Raw genomic sequence first — 16,248 nt, 5'->3', positions numbered from 1 at the left:
GCTGCGGGTTGTGGGAATGGGGAAGGATTCGGAGAACCTCCTACCACCCATGGTTTTCCTCCCTTGTGGTCCTTTTTTTTTTTTTCCCCCCCCCCCCCCCCCCCCCCGCTCCCCCCCCCCCCCCCCCCCCCCCCGGGCAGGGTCCCGATGGCGAGAGCGGCGGCGGCCGCCGCGGCCGCCAGGCGGATTCTGGCACGGCTCATATGGGCAACTCCTGTGACGGAGAAGGGGGATCACCCTGGTGGTGGCAGGGTGCGGAGCGAGTGCAGTGCTGCGAGTACCTGCTGTGCCTCGGCCATGACGCGGGAGACGAGCTCCGCACAGGACGGGAGATCATCGATCACCCCCGCGACCTGGCCCGATGCCATGACGCCGAGGTCCGTACGGCCCTCGACCATGGACGCCTTGAGGAGCATCGGGGTGTTCGCGGCGAGCAGGACCTGGCTCCAGGACAGGTCCTTGCCGTGTTTCATCGCGAGGCCGTCGCGGACCATCTGCGGCCAGCTCAGACCGGACAGCTTCCGGAAGCCCGCCGCGTGCCGGACCGCCCGGACCAGCGCCCGGGTGCGGCCCGCCCGCTCCAGGGAATCGACCAGCTCCGTGCGGAGCATGCGGTGCGGCAGGCCGTCGACGGCCGTGGTGACGGTGACGTCCTTGACGGTGGCCGCCAGGTACCGCGCCTTCACGGCGTCCGGGACGGTGGAGTCCGAGGTCAGCAGGAAGCGGGTGCCCATGGCGATCCCGGCGGCCCCGTACGCCAGGGCCGCAACCAGACCGCGCCCGTCACCGAAGCCGCCCGCCGCGACCACCGGGATGTCCACGGCGTCCACGACCTGGGGCAGCAGCACCGTCGTGGCCACGTCCCCGGTATGACCGCCGCCCTCGCCGCCTTGCACGATCACCGCGTCGGCGCCCCAGGCCGCCACCTTCTCGGCGTGCCGCCGGGCCCCGATCGACGGGATGACCACCACGCCCGCGTCCTTGAGCCGCCCGATCAGCTCCTCGGAGGGCGCGAGGGCGAAGGAGGCGACCCGTACCCCCTCGTCGATGAGCAGCTGGGCCCGCTCGGCCGCGTCCCCGGCGTCCGCGCGCAGGTTGACCCCGAAGGGGGTCCCGTCCGCGGTGCGGGACTTGACCTCGCGGACCGCCGACCGCAGCTGGTCCAGGGTCATCGTCGCCGAGGCCAGGATGCCCAGGGCCCCCGCATTGGCCGCGCCCGACACCAGGCGGGGGCCGGCGACCCAGCCCATGCCCGTCTGCACGATCGGGTGCTCGACCCCGACCAGCTCGGTGAACGCCGTCTCCATCGGATCAGCCCCGCACTTCCCGGTCGCGCAGCCCCTCGGGGTCGATCACCTCGCGGATCAGCCGCAGCTCCCGCGCGCTCGGCTCCCGGGTGCGGGGCACCTCGTCCGCGATCGCGAGCTCGAAACCGGTCGCCGCCCGGACCTCCTCGACGGCGACCCCGGGGTGGACGGACGCGAGGCGCATCGAGTGGCCGGGGCCGGCGAAATCGAAGACGCCGAGATCGCTGACCACCCGCGGGAGGCGGTGATAGCGGGTCACCCCGGCCTCGGCGGCACGGTCGTAGCCCACCCCGCTGACCATGTCGACGCGCTCGACGAAGACCCGGGGGGAATGCTTCGGCACCCAGTAACTCACCGGATTGTTCAGCGTGTTGACGGGCGCGCCGCGCACCCCGAGGAGCTGGCGGACCGGCCGCTCCCAATCGCCGATGCAGGAGATGTTCTGGTTGCCGAAGCGGTCGATCTGGCTGGCGCCCATCATCACGTGCCGCCGGCCGCCGGTGACCATGGTCAGGTGACGCCGGTACGGGAGCCAGCCCTCGGCCGTGCCGTCGAGTCCCACGAGCATGGCTTCGCCGTCGGTCAGGAGCAGGTCGGGGGAGAAGGTCCGCTTCGCGAGCCGGGCACCGAAGGACGGGATCAGGCCCATCGGGCTGGCGAGCACCTCGCCGTTGTCGCGCCAGGCCTCGGCGCACGCGATCACGCAGTATTCCGAGCGACTGATCACTGCTGCTCCTCGTGCCAGGTCCGGACGGCGGACTGGTAGTCGTGCTCGCTGCGGCCGGAGAGGAAGCGCTCGGCGAACTCGGGCCAGGGGGTGGTCGCGTACAGCTTCTGGAAGGCCTCGTCGCGGTCGTAGTCGGGGACGCAGGAGGTGAAGTGCGCGCCGTTCGGGCTCTCCACGACCCCGGTGACGCAGTGGCGGCTGACGAGGAGGGACTGCGGGGGGCCGGCCTTGGCGAGCTCGGCGGTCTCGACGAGCTGTTCGCAGGAGACGTAGGCGGCGTCGGCGGCTTCGCAGAAGAGGTCGTCGAAGTAGGGGTCGGGGCCCAGGTACTGGGCGTTGCCGAGGCGGTCGGCACGGTTGAGGTGGACCAGGGCGGCGTCCATGCGCAGGGCGGGAACGGCGACGAGCTCCTCGCCGTCGGCGTAGGGGGAGGTGACCGTACGCAGCTCCGGGTTGACCCGCATCACGTCGGAGCCGAGGCCGGCGCGGACGGGGAGGAAGGGGAGCCGGTTCGCGGCGGCGTGCAGACCCCACATGAACATGGCCTCGTCGAGCTCGGTGAGGGTGAGGGCGGCGCGCTCGCGGGCGGCCCGGAAATGCGGCTCCAGCGGGATGGAGTCGAGGGTGGCGAAGGGTGCGACGAGCCGTGTGATCCGGCCGGCGGCGGCCAGCAGGCCGACGTCCGGACCGCCGTACGAGATCACGGTGAGATCGGTGATCTCGGACCGGAGCAGTGCGCGCACCAGGGACATGGGCTTGCGGCGTGATCCCCAGCCGCCGATGCCGATCGTCATCCCGCTGCGCAGCCGCCCGATCACCTCTTCGGGGGTCTTGCTCTTGTCGCTCATGCGCCGTCTGCCTTCCCGAAGGTGTCGCGGACCCGGTCGGCCACCCCGCTGAGGTTGGCCTCGAAGGTGAAGCCCTGCTCGAAGCGGTAGCTGCGGCGCACGTCCACGGGGTCGATGCCGTTGATGGCCGCCTTGGCCAGCCGCAGCAGAGAGCCGTCCTTCCGCGCGATCTCGGCGGCCAGCTCCAGGGCGGCGGAGCGCAGCTCGGCCCGCGGGACCACCTTCCAGACCGAGCCGTGCGCGTGCAGTTCGGCGGCGGTGGCGGTGCGCGAGGTGTAGTAGAGGGTGCGCATCACGTGCTGCGGGACCAGACGGGCCAGGTGGGTGGCCGCGCCGAGCGCGCCCCGGTCCAGCTCGGGCAGCCCGAAGGTCGCGTCGTCGCTCGCCACGATCGCGTCGGCGTTGCCGACCAGGCCGATGCCGCCGCCCAGGCAGAACCCGTTCACGGCCGCGACGACCGGCACCTCGCACTCGTAGACGGCGGCGAAGGCCTCGTAGCAGCCCCGGTTGGCGCCGATGAGGGAGGCGTGCCCGGTGTCGCGCTGCATCTCCTTGATGTCGACGCCGGCGTTGAAGCCACGGCCCTCGGCGCCGAGGACGACGCACCGGACCTCGGGGTCGCGGCCGGCGGCCCGCAGGGCGTCGGCCAGCTCGTACCAGCCCCGCACGGGCAGGGCGTTGACGGGGGGGAAGTCGACTGTGACGAGTGCGATGCCCTTGTCCGGGCGGGAGGTGGAGACACCCATGAGCGGATCAGCTACCTTTCCACCAAACATTTGTTAGGTGAGGAAGGTAGCAGCCCATGGAGCTCGACGGGAGGGTCGTCGTCGTCACCGGAGGAACGCGTGGGGTCGGCGCCGGTATCGCCCGGTCGTTCCTCGCGGCCGGCGCGGACGTCGTCGTCTGCGCGCGGCGGCCGCCCGGGCAACCGGTGTCGGCGGGCGGGCGCACGGCGTCCTTCACTGCGGTGGACCTGCGCGACGCGGCGGCCGTGGGGGACTTCTTCGGCGCGGTCGCGGGCCGCTACGGACGGCTCGACTGCCTGGTCAACAACGCGGGCGGGACCCCGTACCGGCTGCTCGGGGAGGGCGAGGCGCAGCGCCATGCGCGGGTCGTCGAGCTCAACCTGGTGGCGCCGCTGACGGCCTCGCTGGCGGCCCACCCCTGGCTCAGGCAGGCCCGGGGTTCGGTGGTGATGATCGGCAGCGTCAGCGGGACGCGGCCCTCGCCGGGGACGGCGGCGTACGGGGCGGCGAAGGCGGGGCTGGAGAACCTGGCCCGGTCCATGGCCGTGGAATGGGCGCCCGAGGTGCGGGTCAACTCGCTGGTCCTCGGCATGGTGCGGACCGAGCTGGCGCACCTGCACTACGGGGACGAGGCGGGGGTCGCGGCGGTGGGCGCCACCGTCCCCCTGGGGCGGCTGGCGGAACCCTCGGACGTGGGGGAGGCGGCGGTGTTCCTGGCCTCCGACCGGGCGGCGTACGTGAGCGGGGCGAGCCTGCTGGTGCACGGCGGCGGGGAGCGCCCGGCGTTTCTGGATGCGGCAACTGTCAACAAGGAGAGCTGAGATGGCGGGACTGTGCGAAGGCCGGGTCGTGATCGTGACGGGCGCGGGACGGGGGCTGGGGCGGGCCCACGCGCTGGCCTTCGCGGCGGAGGGGGCGAAGGTCGTCGTGAACGACCTGGGCGTGGGGCTGGACGGGCTGCCGGGGCCGGACAGCCCGGCGGCGCGGGTGGCCGCGGAGATCGAGGCGCTGGGCGGGGAGGCGGTGGCGCACGGCGGGGACGTCGCGACCCCGGAGGGTGCGGCCTCCTTGGTGACGACGGCCGTCGACACCTTCGGCCGCCTCGACACCCTGGTGAACAACGCGGGGTTCCTGCGGGACCGGATGCTGGTGAATCTGGACGAGGACGACTGGGACGCGGTCATGCGGGTGCACCTGAAGGGGCATTTCCTGCCGCTGCGGTCGGCGGCCGCGTGGTGGCGGGCGGAGGCGAAGGCCGGCCGGCAGGTGGCGGCCCGGGTGGTCAACACCTCGTCGGGGGCGGGTCTGCTGGGATCGGTCGGGCAGGGCAACTACAGCGCGGCGAAGGCCGGGATCCTCGGGATGACCCTGGTCGCGGCGGCGGAGATGGGGCGCTACGGGGTCCAGGTCAACGCGATCGCCCCGGCGGCGCGGACCCGGATGACGGAGCGGACCTTCGCGGAGGTCATGGCCGCCCCGGGGGAAGGCGGTTTCGATGCCATGGCCCCGGAGAACGTGTCACCGCTGGTGGTGTGGCTGGGCGCGGGGGCGTCCGCGGGGGTCACGGGGCGGGTCTTCGAGGCGGAGGGCGGGCGGATCACGGTGATGGAGGGGTGGCGACCGGGTCCTACGGCGGACCGCGGCGCCCGGTGGACTCCCGCCGAGGCGGGGGAGGCCGCGGCGAAACTCCTGGCCGCGGCCGAGCCCCCGCTGCCGGTGTACGGCTCGCGCTAGCGCCGCGCGATTCAGCCTGGCCGCACCATTCAGTCTCGCCGGCGTTTGAGGCGCGGGGGTCCGGGGGCAGCGCCCCCGGCAGCGGCGCCGCACCAGACATCGGGGCTCCGCCCCATCGGGGCTCCGCCCCGGACCCCGCGCCTCAAACGTCGGCGGGGCTGGAGTTGCTCGGGCCCCCGGGCCCCGCGTCTCAGAGGCTGGCGGGATTGTTCGGGCGGGGCCGAAGGGTTCGGGTTTCGCGGCTCGGGGTGGAGTACGGAGAGCGGGCCCGGCCCCCTGGCGAGGGGTCGGGCCCGAGACTTCGGCGGTGCGTTGGGATATGACTACCCGCTACAACCCCTCGCTGAACCGCAGTCGGCCCATCGTGTTCTCCCTCGCCTCCTCCGATCCGGCCCGCGCCGGCGGAACGGGGTGTTCCTGGCGGGCCGGCCGGGCACAGCCCGCGTATGGGCGTGGGTACGGCGATCGTCATCGCCTTCATCGTCGGCACCCTCGTGTGGATCGTCGCGGGCGTGATCCGCAATCCGCCGGGCGGCGTCGACGACAACGACGGCACGGCCGACGAGGCCTGACGGGCGGCGGCGCCGGCCGGAGACCGACGCCGCCGCCCGCGGCCTCGGGTCAGGAGAGCTTGCCGTCGTAGTCCGGCAGCTTGACGGTGCGTTCGGCGTGACCCCCGACGAGGTCGGTCGGGCTGTTGCCGATGTTGGCGATGATCGTGTAGCCGCGCGCCTCGATCTCCGCGCGCTTGCCCGTCTTGTAGGCGCTCACCTCGTCGAACAGGTCGGGCAGGTCGCGGACGTAGAGCCCTGAGACCGGGTAGCCGACGGCCTTGAGGTTGTGCTCGGTGAGGGAGTGGATGATCCCGGGGCGGGCGGTGACGAAGAAGACGGCGACCCCGCGCGCGTGCGCGTACTGGGTCAGCTCCCGGACCTTGACGATCGCGGGAGTCGGGAAGGTCCAGAACCAGTGGAAGTCCGTCTCCAGCGAGGTGTTGTCGATGTCGAGGACGAGGGCGGGCTTCTCCCCGGCGGGCGAGGCGGCGATGCGCTGCTCGATGGCGGGGCGGGCCGCGTCCATGACGGCGGCGACGTCGCGCTGCCAGACGGCGTAGTCGATGCCGAGGATCGCCGCGTTGCCGCCGGGCGCGGAGGCGGACACGGAGGCGGGCACGGACACCGACACGGGCACGGACACCGGCGCGGCGGCGGGGGCCGCCTGGGCGGCGGTGGCCGGAACGAGCGTCAGGACGGCGGCCACTGCGGCCACGCCGGCGGCGGCGGGACGGGTCATACGGGTGCGGTGGGTGCTGCGCATGGGGGGCGCTCCCTCGGTCACGAATTGGCATGTACGTGACCAGAGTTGGCGAGAATCCCACCCATGTCTACTGGCCGGTAGGAAACTCTTCGTGGCCGGGTGGTGAATCGCGGCCGGACAGGGCCTAGTGCTGTGACCCGGTGAACCTTTCCGGTCACAGCACTAGGTGTCGCACTCCAGGACGGTGTGGCACAGACCGCATCGCGCCCGGAGCCGCCCGCGCACCGGCACGCGCAGGCGCTGCCCGCACACCGGGCACGGGAAACTCACCCGCACCGCACGGCCGTTGGCCTCCCGCTCGAAGCGGTACGCCGACCCGTCCGCCGGGGCGGTCCCGGTGCGCCGCGCCTTCGCGTACCGCCGCCGCTCCAGCGGGCCGGCCGCCGCCAGCGGGGCCAGCCGGTGGTCCCGTTCGGCCAGCGCGCGCCCGCGCACGTAGGCCTCGTACGCCTGGGGGCTGGTGAACCAGGTGGAGGGGTCCTCGCCGAGCAGCGCGGCGCGCTTGGCGAGGACGAAGCCGAACTCCTCCGGCGTGAGGTAGCCGAACCTCTGGTGGGTGAGCTCGTCCTCGCGGTAGGCGTCGAGGAGCAGCCAGCCCGCCCCGAGGTACGCGGCGGTGGTGTCGGTGAGGATCTCGTTCGCCGCGGCGCCGGGGAGGTTCAGGTCCAGCCGGTGCAGCAGCACGTGCGCGACCTCGTGGGACAGGGCCGCCGCCAGGTCCCGGCGGTGGGTGCGGAAGCGGTCGCTGACCTCGATGAAGTACTCGGGCCCCGCGGCCAGTTCCACAGTGGCCGCCTGCTCCATCGGCCGGAAGCTGACCACCATCCGCGCGTCGGGCAGCCGTAGCGCGCGCACCATGGCGGAGGCCACCCGCTGCGCGCCCAGGTGCAGGTCGTCGGTGGCGTCGAAGGCGGCGTCGGCCGGGGTGAAGCTCACGTCGTAGGCGCGGATCCCGTCGGCCGACAACCGCCGGAAGAGCGCGGTGATCGAGGCGCGCACCGTCGCCAGATGTGGAAATCCGTGCTCGATGGGGCCGCCTCGCCCGCCGTTGTGCGTCATCGGGTCTCCCTCACCGCAATCCCTGTCGTCTCGAACGGGAGTTGGCCGAAAATGCGTTCTTGATGCGCGCCATACCGCTGATGTGTCATGGACTCGTCATGCACCCGATGACGCACGCACACGCACGGCCCAACCCCCCACGAAAGGCAGTGTGTTGACTGTGACCACCCTTGTGCAGTTCATGAAGCGCAGCCTCGCCGTCGGCGCGGTCGCCCTCGCGGCCGTCAGCCTCCAGCCCGGCACCGCCACCGCCGGCACGGCACCCGTCGTAGGCGGCACCCGCGCCGCCCAGGGCGAGTTCCCCTTCATGGTGCGCCTCTCCATGGGCTGCGGCGGCGCCCTCTACACCCAGCAGATCGTCCTCACCGCCGCCCACTGTGTGAGCGGCTCCGGCAACAACACCACCATCACCGCCACCGCCGGAGTCGTCGACCTGCGCAGCTCCAGCGCCATCAAGGTCAAGTCCACCAAGGTGCTCCAGGCCCCCGGCTACAACGGCACGGGCAAGGACTGGGCCCTGATCAAGCTCGCCCAGCCCATCAACCTGCCCACCCTCAAGATCGCCGAGACCAAGGCCTACGACAACGGCACCTTCACCGTCGCCGGCTGGGGCGCCACGCGCGAGGGCGGCGGCCAGCAGCGCTACCTCATGAAGGCCACCGTCCCCTTCGTCTCCGACGCCGACTGCCAGGCCGCGTACGGCAGCTCTCTCGTCCCGGGCGAGGAGATCTGCGCCGGCTTCCTCGACGAGGGCGGCGTCGACACCTGCCAGGGCGACTCCGGCGGCCCGATGTTCCGCCGCGACGCCGCCGGGGCCTGGATCCAGGTCGGCATCACCAGCTGGGGCCAAGGCTGCGCCCGCCCCGACTACCCGGGCGTCTACACCGAGGTCTCCACCTTCGCCGCCGCGATCAAGAGCGCCGCGGCGAGCATGTAGCACCCGCTCGTCCTTCCGGCCGGGCCCGGCCCGGCCGGAAGGACGAGGCGCCGTACCGGTCCCACGGCCACGGCCCGCCGAGCACCGGCCGGACGTCCTCCTCCTCGGCATCCGCATGCCAGAGCGCGACGGCCTCGACGTCACCCGGCGCCCGCCCGGCCCCGACGGCCACGCCACACCGCGCATCGTCATCGTCACCACCTGACATCCACGCGGGCGCCCCACGGCGGAGCGTCCGGCTTCCTCATGAAGGACGCCGGCCCGGCCGTGCCGGTTGAGGCGGTACGGGCGCCTTCCATCGCGCCCTGCTGGCAAGCCGACGGCTCGCCGCGTTGTCGGGGCGACCGAGTACGTCCAGTACACGGGCGCCCCTCCGCCTTGCGATGCACGGCACCGGACAACGCGGGCTCGACCGACAAGATCCGAAAGAGACGACCTAGCCCAGTGCGATGGCCCGCAGCGCGGCCAGGTGTCGCTCGTAGACGGCCCGGCCCTCAGGGGTCAGCGAGATCCAGGTGCGCGGCCGCCGCCCGACGCGGCCCTTGCGGACCGCCACCCAGCCCGCCTCCTCCAGCGCCGCGACCTGCTTGGACAGCGCCGAGTCCGTGACCTCGACCAGATCCCGTACGAAACCGAACTCCGCCTTGTCCAGCGGAGCCAGCGCCGCCACCACCGACAGCCGTACGGGTGCGTTGAGCAGCGGCGCCAGATCGTGCCGCGGATGGCCGCCGCCCCGCTTCGCCTCCCCGGGACCGGCCGCACCCGCCGCCGCGCCGGGGATCTCCTCGTCCGTCATCCCGTGCTCCGCGTCTCGGACCAGGCGCCGACGGCCAGCGGCAGCGCACACCCCAGCGCGGCCACCGCCGCGAACGGCAGGCTACGGCCGAAAGCCGTGCTGCCGAGCGTGACCGTCAGGGCGAAAACCACCGCCCAGGACCCCAGCAGCACCCCGTGCTTCACGCCGAACCCCCGGCGCACCACCCGCTGCCGCGCCGCGTACACGCTCAGCCCGGTCACGAGGAGCGTGTTGGCGGCCCCGAAGACCAGCGCCGAGCCGAGACCGTGCCCCAGCACCGCCACCGGTACGAGCACCAGCTGCCCGGCCGCGAACGCCCACAAATAGCGCGCGTACCAGCCACTTCGCTGCCGTGCGGCCCTCTCCAGTCCGGCTGCCCGGCCCAACGCCCCCGCGGCCTGTGCGGCCTGCGCCGCATCCGCTGCCTCCGCTGCCTCGCGCATGGTTCCCCCTGGTTCGCACACGGATGATCAGTTCACCGGTCTCTTTCCAATATGGCGAGTACTTTCCACTTTGGCAAGTAAAGGGAGGCGCGGCGCACCCCACGTGCCGGTCCCCGTCTCACAGGCCGACTGCCCGAGGAACCACCCGCCGCCGCCACGTATTCTCGGGAACCATGAACATCAGCGACCTCGACAACGGCACGGGCAAGGGCCAGGGCGCCGAAGGCATCGACGAGAGCGTCGCCGCCGAACTCGCCCGCCTGCGGGACAGCATCGACAACATCGACGCGGCCGTGGTCCACATGCTCGCCGAACGCTTCAAGTGCACCCAGCAGGTCGGCCACCTCAAGGCCAGGCACCAGCTGCCCCCCGCCGACCCGGGCCGCGAGGCCAGCCAGATCGCCCGGCTGCGCCAGCTCGCCGAGAACGCCAAGCTCGACCCGGCCTTCGCCGAGAAGCTCCTCAACTTCATCATCGCCGAGGTCATCCGCCACCACGAGACGATCGCCGCGGGCGAAGAGTAGAAGACCGGGGTGCGGACGGGTCCGGCAGCCCACTGCGGCAGCATGGGCCCATGTCCGCACTGACGCGCAACGAAGCGCAGCTCCGAGCCCGGCTCCTCGACGTCCACCACTACGCCGTCACCCTCGACCTCACCGGCGACGACGACACGTTCGACTCCACCACCGTCATCCGGTTCACCGCCCGCACCGCCGCAGACACCTTCGTCGAGCTGAAGCCGGTCGAACTGCGCTCCGCCACCCTCGACGGCCGCCCCCTCGACCCGGCCGCCCTCGACGACAACCGCCTGCCCCTCACCGGCCTCACCCAGGGCCCCCACGAGCTGCACCTCGACACCCGCATGCGCTACTCCCGCACCGGCGAGGGCCTGCACCGCTTCACCGACCCCGCGGACGGGCAGACGTACGTCTACAGCCAGATGTTCATGGACGACGTCCAGCGGGTCTTCCCGGCCTTCGACCAGCCCGACCTCAAGGCCGTCTTCGAATTCACCGTCACCGCCCCCGCGCACTGGACCGTCCTCGCCAACGGCATCACCACGCGCACCGGCGACGGCACCTGGCAGTCCGCCCCGACGCCCCTCATCTCCACCTACCTCGCCGCCGTCGCCGCCGGCCCCTGGCACAGCGTGCGCACCGAACACGCCGGGCTGCCCTTCGGCATCCACTGCCGCCAGTCCCTCGCACCCCACATGGACGCCGACGCCGAGGAAATCCTCTCCATCACCAAGGACTGCTTCGACCGCTACCAGGAGAAGTTCACCGAGCCCTACCCCTTCGACTCCTACGACCAGGCCTTCGTACCCGAGTTCAACGCCGGCGCCATGGAGAACCCCGGCCTCGTCACCTTCCGCGACGAGTTCATCTACCGCTCCGCCGTCACCGACACCGAACGCCAGTCCCGCGCCATGGTCATCGCCCACGAGATGGCCCACATGTGGTTCGGCGACCTCGTCACCCTCGCCTGGTTCGACGACATCTGGCTCAACGAGTCCTTCGCCGAATACATGGGCTACCAGACCCTCACCGAAGCCACCCGCTTCACCGACACCTGGACCGACTTCGGCGTCACCCGCAAACCCTGGGGCTACGACGCCGACCAGCGCCCCTCCACCCACCCCGTCGCCCCCGCCCCCGACGACGTCCCCGACACCGCCTCCGCCCTCCTCAACTTCGACGGCATCTCCTACGCCAAGGGCGCCTCCGCCCTGCGCCAGCTCGTCGCCTGGCTCGGCGAGAAGGACTTCCTGGCCGGCATCAACACCCACTTCGCCCGCCACAAGTTCGCCAACGCCTCCCTCGCCGACTTCATCGACTCCCTCGCCGCCCACACCGAACGCGACGTACGCGCCTGGGCCGACATCTGGCTGCGCACCACCGGCATCGACACCCTCACCCCCAAGATCGAGGAGAGCACCGACGGTACGGCCGGCTGGACCCTCACCGTCGACCGCCGGGGCAGCCGCCCGCACCACATCGCCGTCGGCGTCTACGACCACGACCCCGCCGACGGCCGCATCCTGGAACTGCGCGAGCTCCTCGCCCTCGACATCCCCTCCGACGAGGTCGTCTCCGCGGCCGGCCCGCGCCCCGCGCTGCTCGTCCTCAACGACGCCGACCTCACCTACGCCAAGGTCCGGCTCGACGAGACCTCCGTCGAAACGGTCCTGCGCGGCCTCGCCGGCATCCCCGACGCCCTCACCCGCGCCGTCGTCTGGAACTCCCTGCGCGACATGGTCCGCGACGGCGACCTGGACCCGCAGGACTACCTGACCACCGCCGAAGCGCACCTGCCGGAAGAAGTCGACCTGGCGATCGTCCAGGGCGTCCTCGCCTTCGCCCGGACCCAGATCGCGGTGCGCTACGTCGCCCCCGAGGAGCGGACCGCGGCGCTGGGCACCCTCACCGGCATCGCCCACGACCTGCTGCGGCGCACCGAGAACGGCTCGGAGCCCGGCCTGCGGCTGACCGCCGTACGCACCCTCATCGACAGCGCCGTCCAGCCCGAGACCATCGCCGGCTGGCTCGCCGGCGACACCGTCCCCGGCGGCCCCGCACTCGACCCCGAGCTGCGCTGGCGCATCCTCGCCCGCCTCGCCGTCCTCGGCGCCGTCGGCGAGAGCGAGATCGACGCCGCCCTCGCCGAGGACCCCAGCGCCACCGGCCAGGAAGGCGCGGCCCGCTGCCGCGCCGCGCTCCCCACCGCGCAGGCCAAGGCCGCCGCCTGGGAACGGCTCTTCCACGACGACAGCCTGTCCAACTACCTCTTCAGCGCCACCGCCCAGGGCTTCTGGCAACCCGAACAGGCCGAACTGGTACAGGAGTACGTGACCCGCTACTACCCGGAGGCCGTCGCCCTCGCCGCCCGCCGCGGCCCGGCCATCGGCGAGGCGGCCGGCCGCTGGGCCTTCCCCGCCTACGCCATCGACCAGACCAACCTCCAGGCCGGCCACGCCTGCCTCGCCGACCAGGACATCCTCCCGCTCCTGCGCCGCAAGCTCGTCGACCAACTCGACGACCTGGCCCGCGCCCTGCGAGTCCGCACCACCTGAGCCCCACCGCCGTGTGCGACACACCACCCAGCTCCGCCGGCGTGTGCGGGCGCACCCCCAGCCCCGCGGGCGTGTGCGGCACACCACCCGGCCCCGCGGGCGTGTGCGGCGCACCACCCAGCCCCGCGGCGTGTGCGGCGCACCCCAGCCCCGTGGGCGTGTGCCGCGCACCACCCAGCCCAGCCGGCGTATGCGGCGCACCCCAGCCCCGTGGGCGTGTGCCGCGCACCACCCAGCCCCGCCGGCGTTTGAGGCGCGGGCCCGGGCAGCGCCCGGCCGGTGCCTCCCACGGCCGGAGCCGGGGAAACGCCGACCCGGACAAACCCCGGCGGTTACCCCATACGGGTCTGATCGTTGTACCGGCCGGGTGCGGTGCCCCCGCCCCGCACCCGGCCAGCCTCCGGAGGACCCGATGACAGCGCCGCCCGGCACAGGGCCCAGCACAGGGCCCGGCACAGCGCCCAGCGCACCGCCCCCGCTGCCTCCGCTCGCCGGCGGCCCCGCCGGCGCCCAAGCCCTGCGGCCCCTGCTCGACACCGTCCTCGAAGCCCTGCACACCGGGGCCCTGGACCGCGGCGGACCCCTGCCGGCCGGCGGCCCCGACGCCCTCGCCGCCCGCGTCCACGCCGCACTGGGCGACGGCGACGTACTGCCCGACCACGGAACCGGCGACCACGAAGCGCTCCGCACCCTCGTACACACCCTCGCCGCAGGCGCCGCCGACCCCGCCGACCCCCTGTGCGCAGCCCACCTGCACTGCCCCCCACTCGCCGTCGCGGCCGCCGCAGACCTCGCCGCCAGCGCCCTCAACCCCTCCCTCGACTCCTGGGACCAGGCCCCCGCCGCCTCCGCCGTCGAGGCCCTCCTCACCCGCGCCCTCGCCGCCGAGTTCTACGACACCCCCCACGCCGACGCCCTCATCACCACCGGCGGCACCGAAGCCAACCAACTCGCCCTCCTCCTCGCCCGCGAACGCCACGGCCCCCGCCTCACCGTCCTGCACGGAGCGAACGCCCACCACTCCGTACCCCGCGCCGCCTGGCTCCTCGGCCTCCCGCCCGCCATCGCCCTGCCCACCCCCACCGGCACCCTCGACCCCGCCGACCTCGCCGAGGCACTCGCCACCACCCCCGGCCCCACCCTCGTCACCGCCACCGCCGGCACCACCGACGCCGGACTCATCGACCCCCTCCACCGCATCGCCGACCTCTGCGACCGCTACGGCGCCGACCTCCACATCGACGCCGCGTACGGCGGCCTCCTCGCCCTCAGCCCCCGCCACCGCCACCAGCTCGCCGGACTCACCCGTGCCCACTCCCTCACCGTCGACCTGCACAAACTCGGCTGGCAGCCCGTCGCCGCAGGCCTCCTCGCCGTCCCCGACACCGCCCTGCTCGCCCCCCTCGCCCACCAAGCCGACTACCTCAACGCCACCGACGACACCGAAGCCGGCCTGCCCGACCTCCTCGGCCGCTCCCTGCGCACCACCCGACGCCCCGACGCCCTCAAGATCGCCACCACCCTGCGCTCCCTGGGCCGCGACGGACTCGCCCGCCTCATCGACCGCACCTGCGACCTCGCACACGACCTCGCACGACTCCTCGACGCCCACCCCGGATTCGAACTCCACTCGGCGCCCACCATCAGCACCGTCCTCTTCCGGCCCACCCGCGCCGACGACGACGAACTCGCCACCCTGCGCCGCACCCTCCTGCACGAAGGCCGCGCCGTCCTCGGCCGCACCCACGCCGACGGCCGCCTGTGGCTCAAAGCCACCCTGCTCAACCCGCACACCACGGCGGGGGACCTGGACACCCTGATCGCCCTCCTGGAAGGCAGCACCCACCGATGACCGCCCAGCTCGATGCACCCCACGACCTCGTCGGAATCGGCATCGGCCCCTTCAACCTGTCCCTCGCGGCCCTCGCCCACGGCCTGCCGCAGCAAGGAGCAGGCGAACTCGCCACCGCCTTCTACGACCAGCGCCGCGACTTCCGCTGGCACCCCGGACTGCTCATCGACGGCGCCACCCTCCAAGTCCCCTTCCTCGCCGACCTGGTCACTCTCGCCGATCCGGCCAGCCCCTGGAGCTTCCTCAGCTACCTCAAGCACAAGGAACGGCTCTTCCCCTTCTACTTCGCCGAGCAGTTCCACATCCACCGCGCCGAATACGACGCCTACTGCCGCTGGGTCGCCGGCCGCGTCCCCGGACTCCACTTCGGCCACCAGGTCGACGCCGTCCGCTGGAACCCCGAACGCGACCTCTTCGAAGTCGACTTCACCCAACTCGACTCCACCGGCGAAGCCGAAGCCCTCGGCCGCACCTACACCCGCAACCTCGCCCTCGGCATCGGCACCGCCCCCTACGTCCCCGAACCCCTGCGCCCCCTCGCCGAAGCCCCCACCGTCCCCGTCATCCACTCCGCCGACTACCTCGACAACCGCACGCGCATCCTCGGCGCCGAACACGTCACCGTCATCGGATCAGGCCAGTCCGGCGCCGAAGTCTTCCTCGACCTGCTCCGCGCCCGCCCCGCCGGCCGCGAACGCCTCACCTGGCTCGCCCGCACCCCCTCCTTCGCCCCCATGGAGTACTCCAAGCTCGGCCTCGAACATTTCACCCCGGACTACACCCGCTACTTCCACTCCCTCCCCGAACCCGTACGCGACCGACTCGTCCCCGCCCAGTGGCAACTCCACAAGGGCATCGACGCCGGCACCATCGCCGCCATCCACGAGGAGCTCTACCGCCGCACCCTCCACGGCGGCTGGCCCGACGCCGTCCTCACCCCGGGAGTCAGCGTCCGCACCGCCGGACGCGTCGCCACCACCAAGGTCGAACTCCACCTCGAACACGTCGAACAAGGCACCCGCTCCCGGCTCACCACCGACGCCGTCGTCCTCGCCACGGGCTACCAGGAACGCCCCCTCGGCCGCCTCCTCGCAGGCCTCGACCCCTACCTGCGCAAGGACTCCTCCGGCCGCCCCCGCATCGACGACCGCTACCGGATGATCACCGACCCCGCCGTCACCGGCAGCATCTTCGTCCAGAACGGCGAACGCCACACCCACGGCGTCGGAGCCCCCGACCTCGGCCTCGCCGCCTGGCGCAGCGCCGCCATCCTGAACACCCTCACCGGCAAGGACCCCTACCCCCAGCCCGCGCGCACCGCCTTCACCACCTTCGGCCTCGACCAGCGGGAGCACGCCCGCCCCCGACCCGCAGGCGAACTGCTCCCGCTGGTCGAACACCCGTAGGGA

General features: G+C 72.8%; 16 protein-coding genes. 8 read left to right on the top strand and 8 right to left on the bottom strand.

Features of this window, described 5'->3' with window-relative positions:
* Positions 1–233: 233 nt before the first annotated feature.
* Genes ACZ4TV_RS19165 through ACZ4TV_RS19150 form a run of 4 tightly spaced genes read right to left on the bottom strand, consistent with a single transcriptional unit; the run spans position 234 to position 3,628 of the window.
* Positions 234–1,307 carry an NAD(P)H-dependent flavin oxidoreductase gene (locus ACZ4TV_RS19165; RefSeq protein WP_468135847.1) on the bottom strand — a complete coding sequence of 358 codons (1,074 nt, stop codon included), beginning with the start codon at positions 1,305–1,307 and terminating at the stop codon, positions 234–236.
* A gap of 4 nt (positions 1,308–1,311) precedes the next feature.
* Entirely contained in the window at positions 1,312–2,034 is a 723-nt protein-coding gene (locus tag ACZ4TV_RS19160; RefSeq protein WP_468135846.1) for a CoA-transferase subunit beta, read from the bottom strand.
* Positions 2,031–2,882 carry a CoA transferase subunit A gene (locus ACZ4TV_RS19155; protein WP_468135845.1) on the bottom strand — a complete coding sequence of 284 codons (852 nt, stop codon included), beginning with the start codon at positions 2,880–2,882 and terminating at the stop codon, positions 2,031–2,033. The genes ACZ4TV_RS19160 and ACZ4TV_RS19155 overlap by 4 nt, the downstream gene beginning before the upstream one ends.
* On the bottom strand, positions 2,879–3,628 hold the full coding sequence (locus ACZ4TV_RS19150) for an enoyl-CoA hydratase family protein (RefSeq protein ID WP_468135844.1): 750 nt from the start codon (positions 3,626–3,628) through the stop codon (positions 2,879–2,881). Before ACZ4TV_RS19150 ends, ACZ4TV_RS19155 begins: the two co-directional genes overlap by 4 nt.
* A 56-nt stretch (positions 3,629–3,684) precedes the next feature.
* On the opposite strand from ACZ4TV_RS19150, the gene ACZ4TV_RS19145 reads away from it, so the two are divergent.
* From ACZ4TV_RS19145 to ACZ4TV_RS19135, 3 genes are all read left to right on the top strand, one after another.
* Positions 3,685–4,449 carry an SDR family oxidoreductase gene (locus tag ACZ4TV_RS19145; RefSeq protein ID WP_468135843.1) on the top strand — a complete coding sequence of 255 codons (765 nt, stop codon included), beginning with the start codon at positions 3,685–3,687 and terminating at the stop codon, positions 4,447–4,449.
* A 1-nt stretch (position 4,450) separates the two neighbouring features.
* A complete protein-coding gene (locus tag ACZ4TV_RS19140) occupies positions 4,451–5,362 on the top strand; it encodes an SDR family oxidoreductase (protein WP_468135842.1) in 912 nt (303 codons plus the stop codon).
* 446 nt (positions 5,363–5,808) lie between these two features.
* Positions 5,809–5,934: a hypothetical protein gene (locus ACZ4TV_RS19135; protein ID WP_468135841.1), complete on the top strand. Its 126-nt coding sequence runs from the start codon at positions 5,809–5,811 to the stop codon at positions 5,932–5,934.
* 49 nt (positions 5,935–5,983) lie between these two features.
* Here ACZ4TV_RS19135 and ACZ4TV_RS19130 read toward each other — a convergent pair whose 3' ends face one another.
* Positions 5,984–6,679: an HAD family acid phosphatase gene (locus tag ACZ4TV_RS19130; protein WP_468135840.1), complete on the bottom strand. Its 696-nt coding sequence runs from the start codon at positions 6,677–6,679 to the stop codon at positions 5,984–5,986.
* Between the two features lie 162 nt (positions 6,680–6,841).
* On the bottom strand, positions 6,842–7,738 hold the full coding sequence (locus ACZ4TV_RS19125; protein ID WP_468135839.1) for a hypothetical protein: 897 nt from the start codon (positions 7,736–7,738) through the stop codon (positions 6,842–6,844).
* 181 nt (positions 7,739–7,919) lie between these two features.
* Here ACZ4TV_RS19125 and ACZ4TV_RS19120 point away from each other — a divergent pair, with 181 nt between their 5' ends.
* Entirely contained in the window at positions 7,920–8,675 is a 756-nt protein-coding gene (locus ACZ4TV_RS19120) for a serine protease (protein WP_468135857.1), read from the top strand.
* Positions 8,676–9,111: 436 nt separating this feature from the next.
* Here ACZ4TV_RS19120 and ACZ4TV_RS19115 read toward each other — a convergent pair whose 3' ends face one another.
* Both ACZ4TV_RS19115 and ACZ4TV_RS19110 read right to left on the bottom strand, forming a co-directional pair.
* Positions 9,112–9,471, bottom strand: coding sequence for a winged helix-turn-helix domain-containing protein (locus ACZ4TV_RS19115; protein ID WP_468135838.1), 360 nt, complete (start codon positions 9,469–9,471; stop codon positions 9,112–9,114).
* On the bottom strand, positions 9,468–9,914 hold the full coding sequence (locus tag ACZ4TV_RS19110; RefSeq protein WP_468135837.1) for a hypothetical protein: 447 nt from the start codon (positions 9,912–9,914) through the stop codon (positions 9,468–9,470). The genes ACZ4TV_RS19115 and ACZ4TV_RS19110 overlap by 4 nt, the downstream gene beginning before the upstream one ends.
* A gap of 173 nt (positions 9,915–10,087) precedes the next feature.
* Here ACZ4TV_RS19110 and ACZ4TV_RS19105 point away from each other — a divergent pair, with 173 nt between their 5' ends.
* The 4 genes from ACZ4TV_RS19105 (at position 10,088) to ACZ4TV_RS19090 (ending at position 16,245) form a co-directional block, all read left to right on the top strand.
* Positions 10,088–10,438: a chorismate mutase gene (locus tag ACZ4TV_RS19105; protein ID WP_468135836.1), complete on the top strand. Its 351-nt coding sequence runs from the start codon at positions 10,088–10,090 to the stop codon at positions 10,436–10,438.
* A 50-nt stretch (positions 10,439–10,488) separates the two neighbouring features.
* Positions 10,489–12,987, top strand: coding sequence for an aminopeptidase N (gene pepN, locus ACZ4TV_RS19100; protein WP_468135835.1), 2,499 nt, complete (start codon positions 10,489–10,491; stop codon positions 12,985–12,987).
* 412 nt (positions 12,988–13,399) lie between these two features.
* A complete protein-coding gene (locus tag ACZ4TV_RS19095; protein ID WP_468135834.1) occupies positions 13,400–14,839 on the top strand; it encodes a pyridoxal phosphate-dependent decarboxylase family protein in 1,440 nt (479 codons plus the stop codon).
* The gene (locus ACZ4TV_RS19090; RefSeq protein ID WP_468135833.1) at positions 14,836–16,245 is read left to right on the top strand and encodes a lysine N(6)-hydroxylase/L-ornithine N(5)-oxygenase family protein; all 1,410 of its coding nucleotides are present in this window, start codon (positions 14,836–14,838) and stop codon (positions 16,243–16,245) included. The genes ACZ4TV_RS19095 and ACZ4TV_RS19090 overlap by 4 nt, the downstream gene beginning before the upstream one ends.
* Positions 16,246–16,248: the final 3 nt, after the last annotated feature.

It is taken from the genome of Streptomyces sp. NPDC028910 (assembly GCF_055564955.1).
The sequence above is the reverse complement of the archived record's forward strand: the minus strand, read 5'-3'. Positions and strand labels throughout refer to the sequence as shown.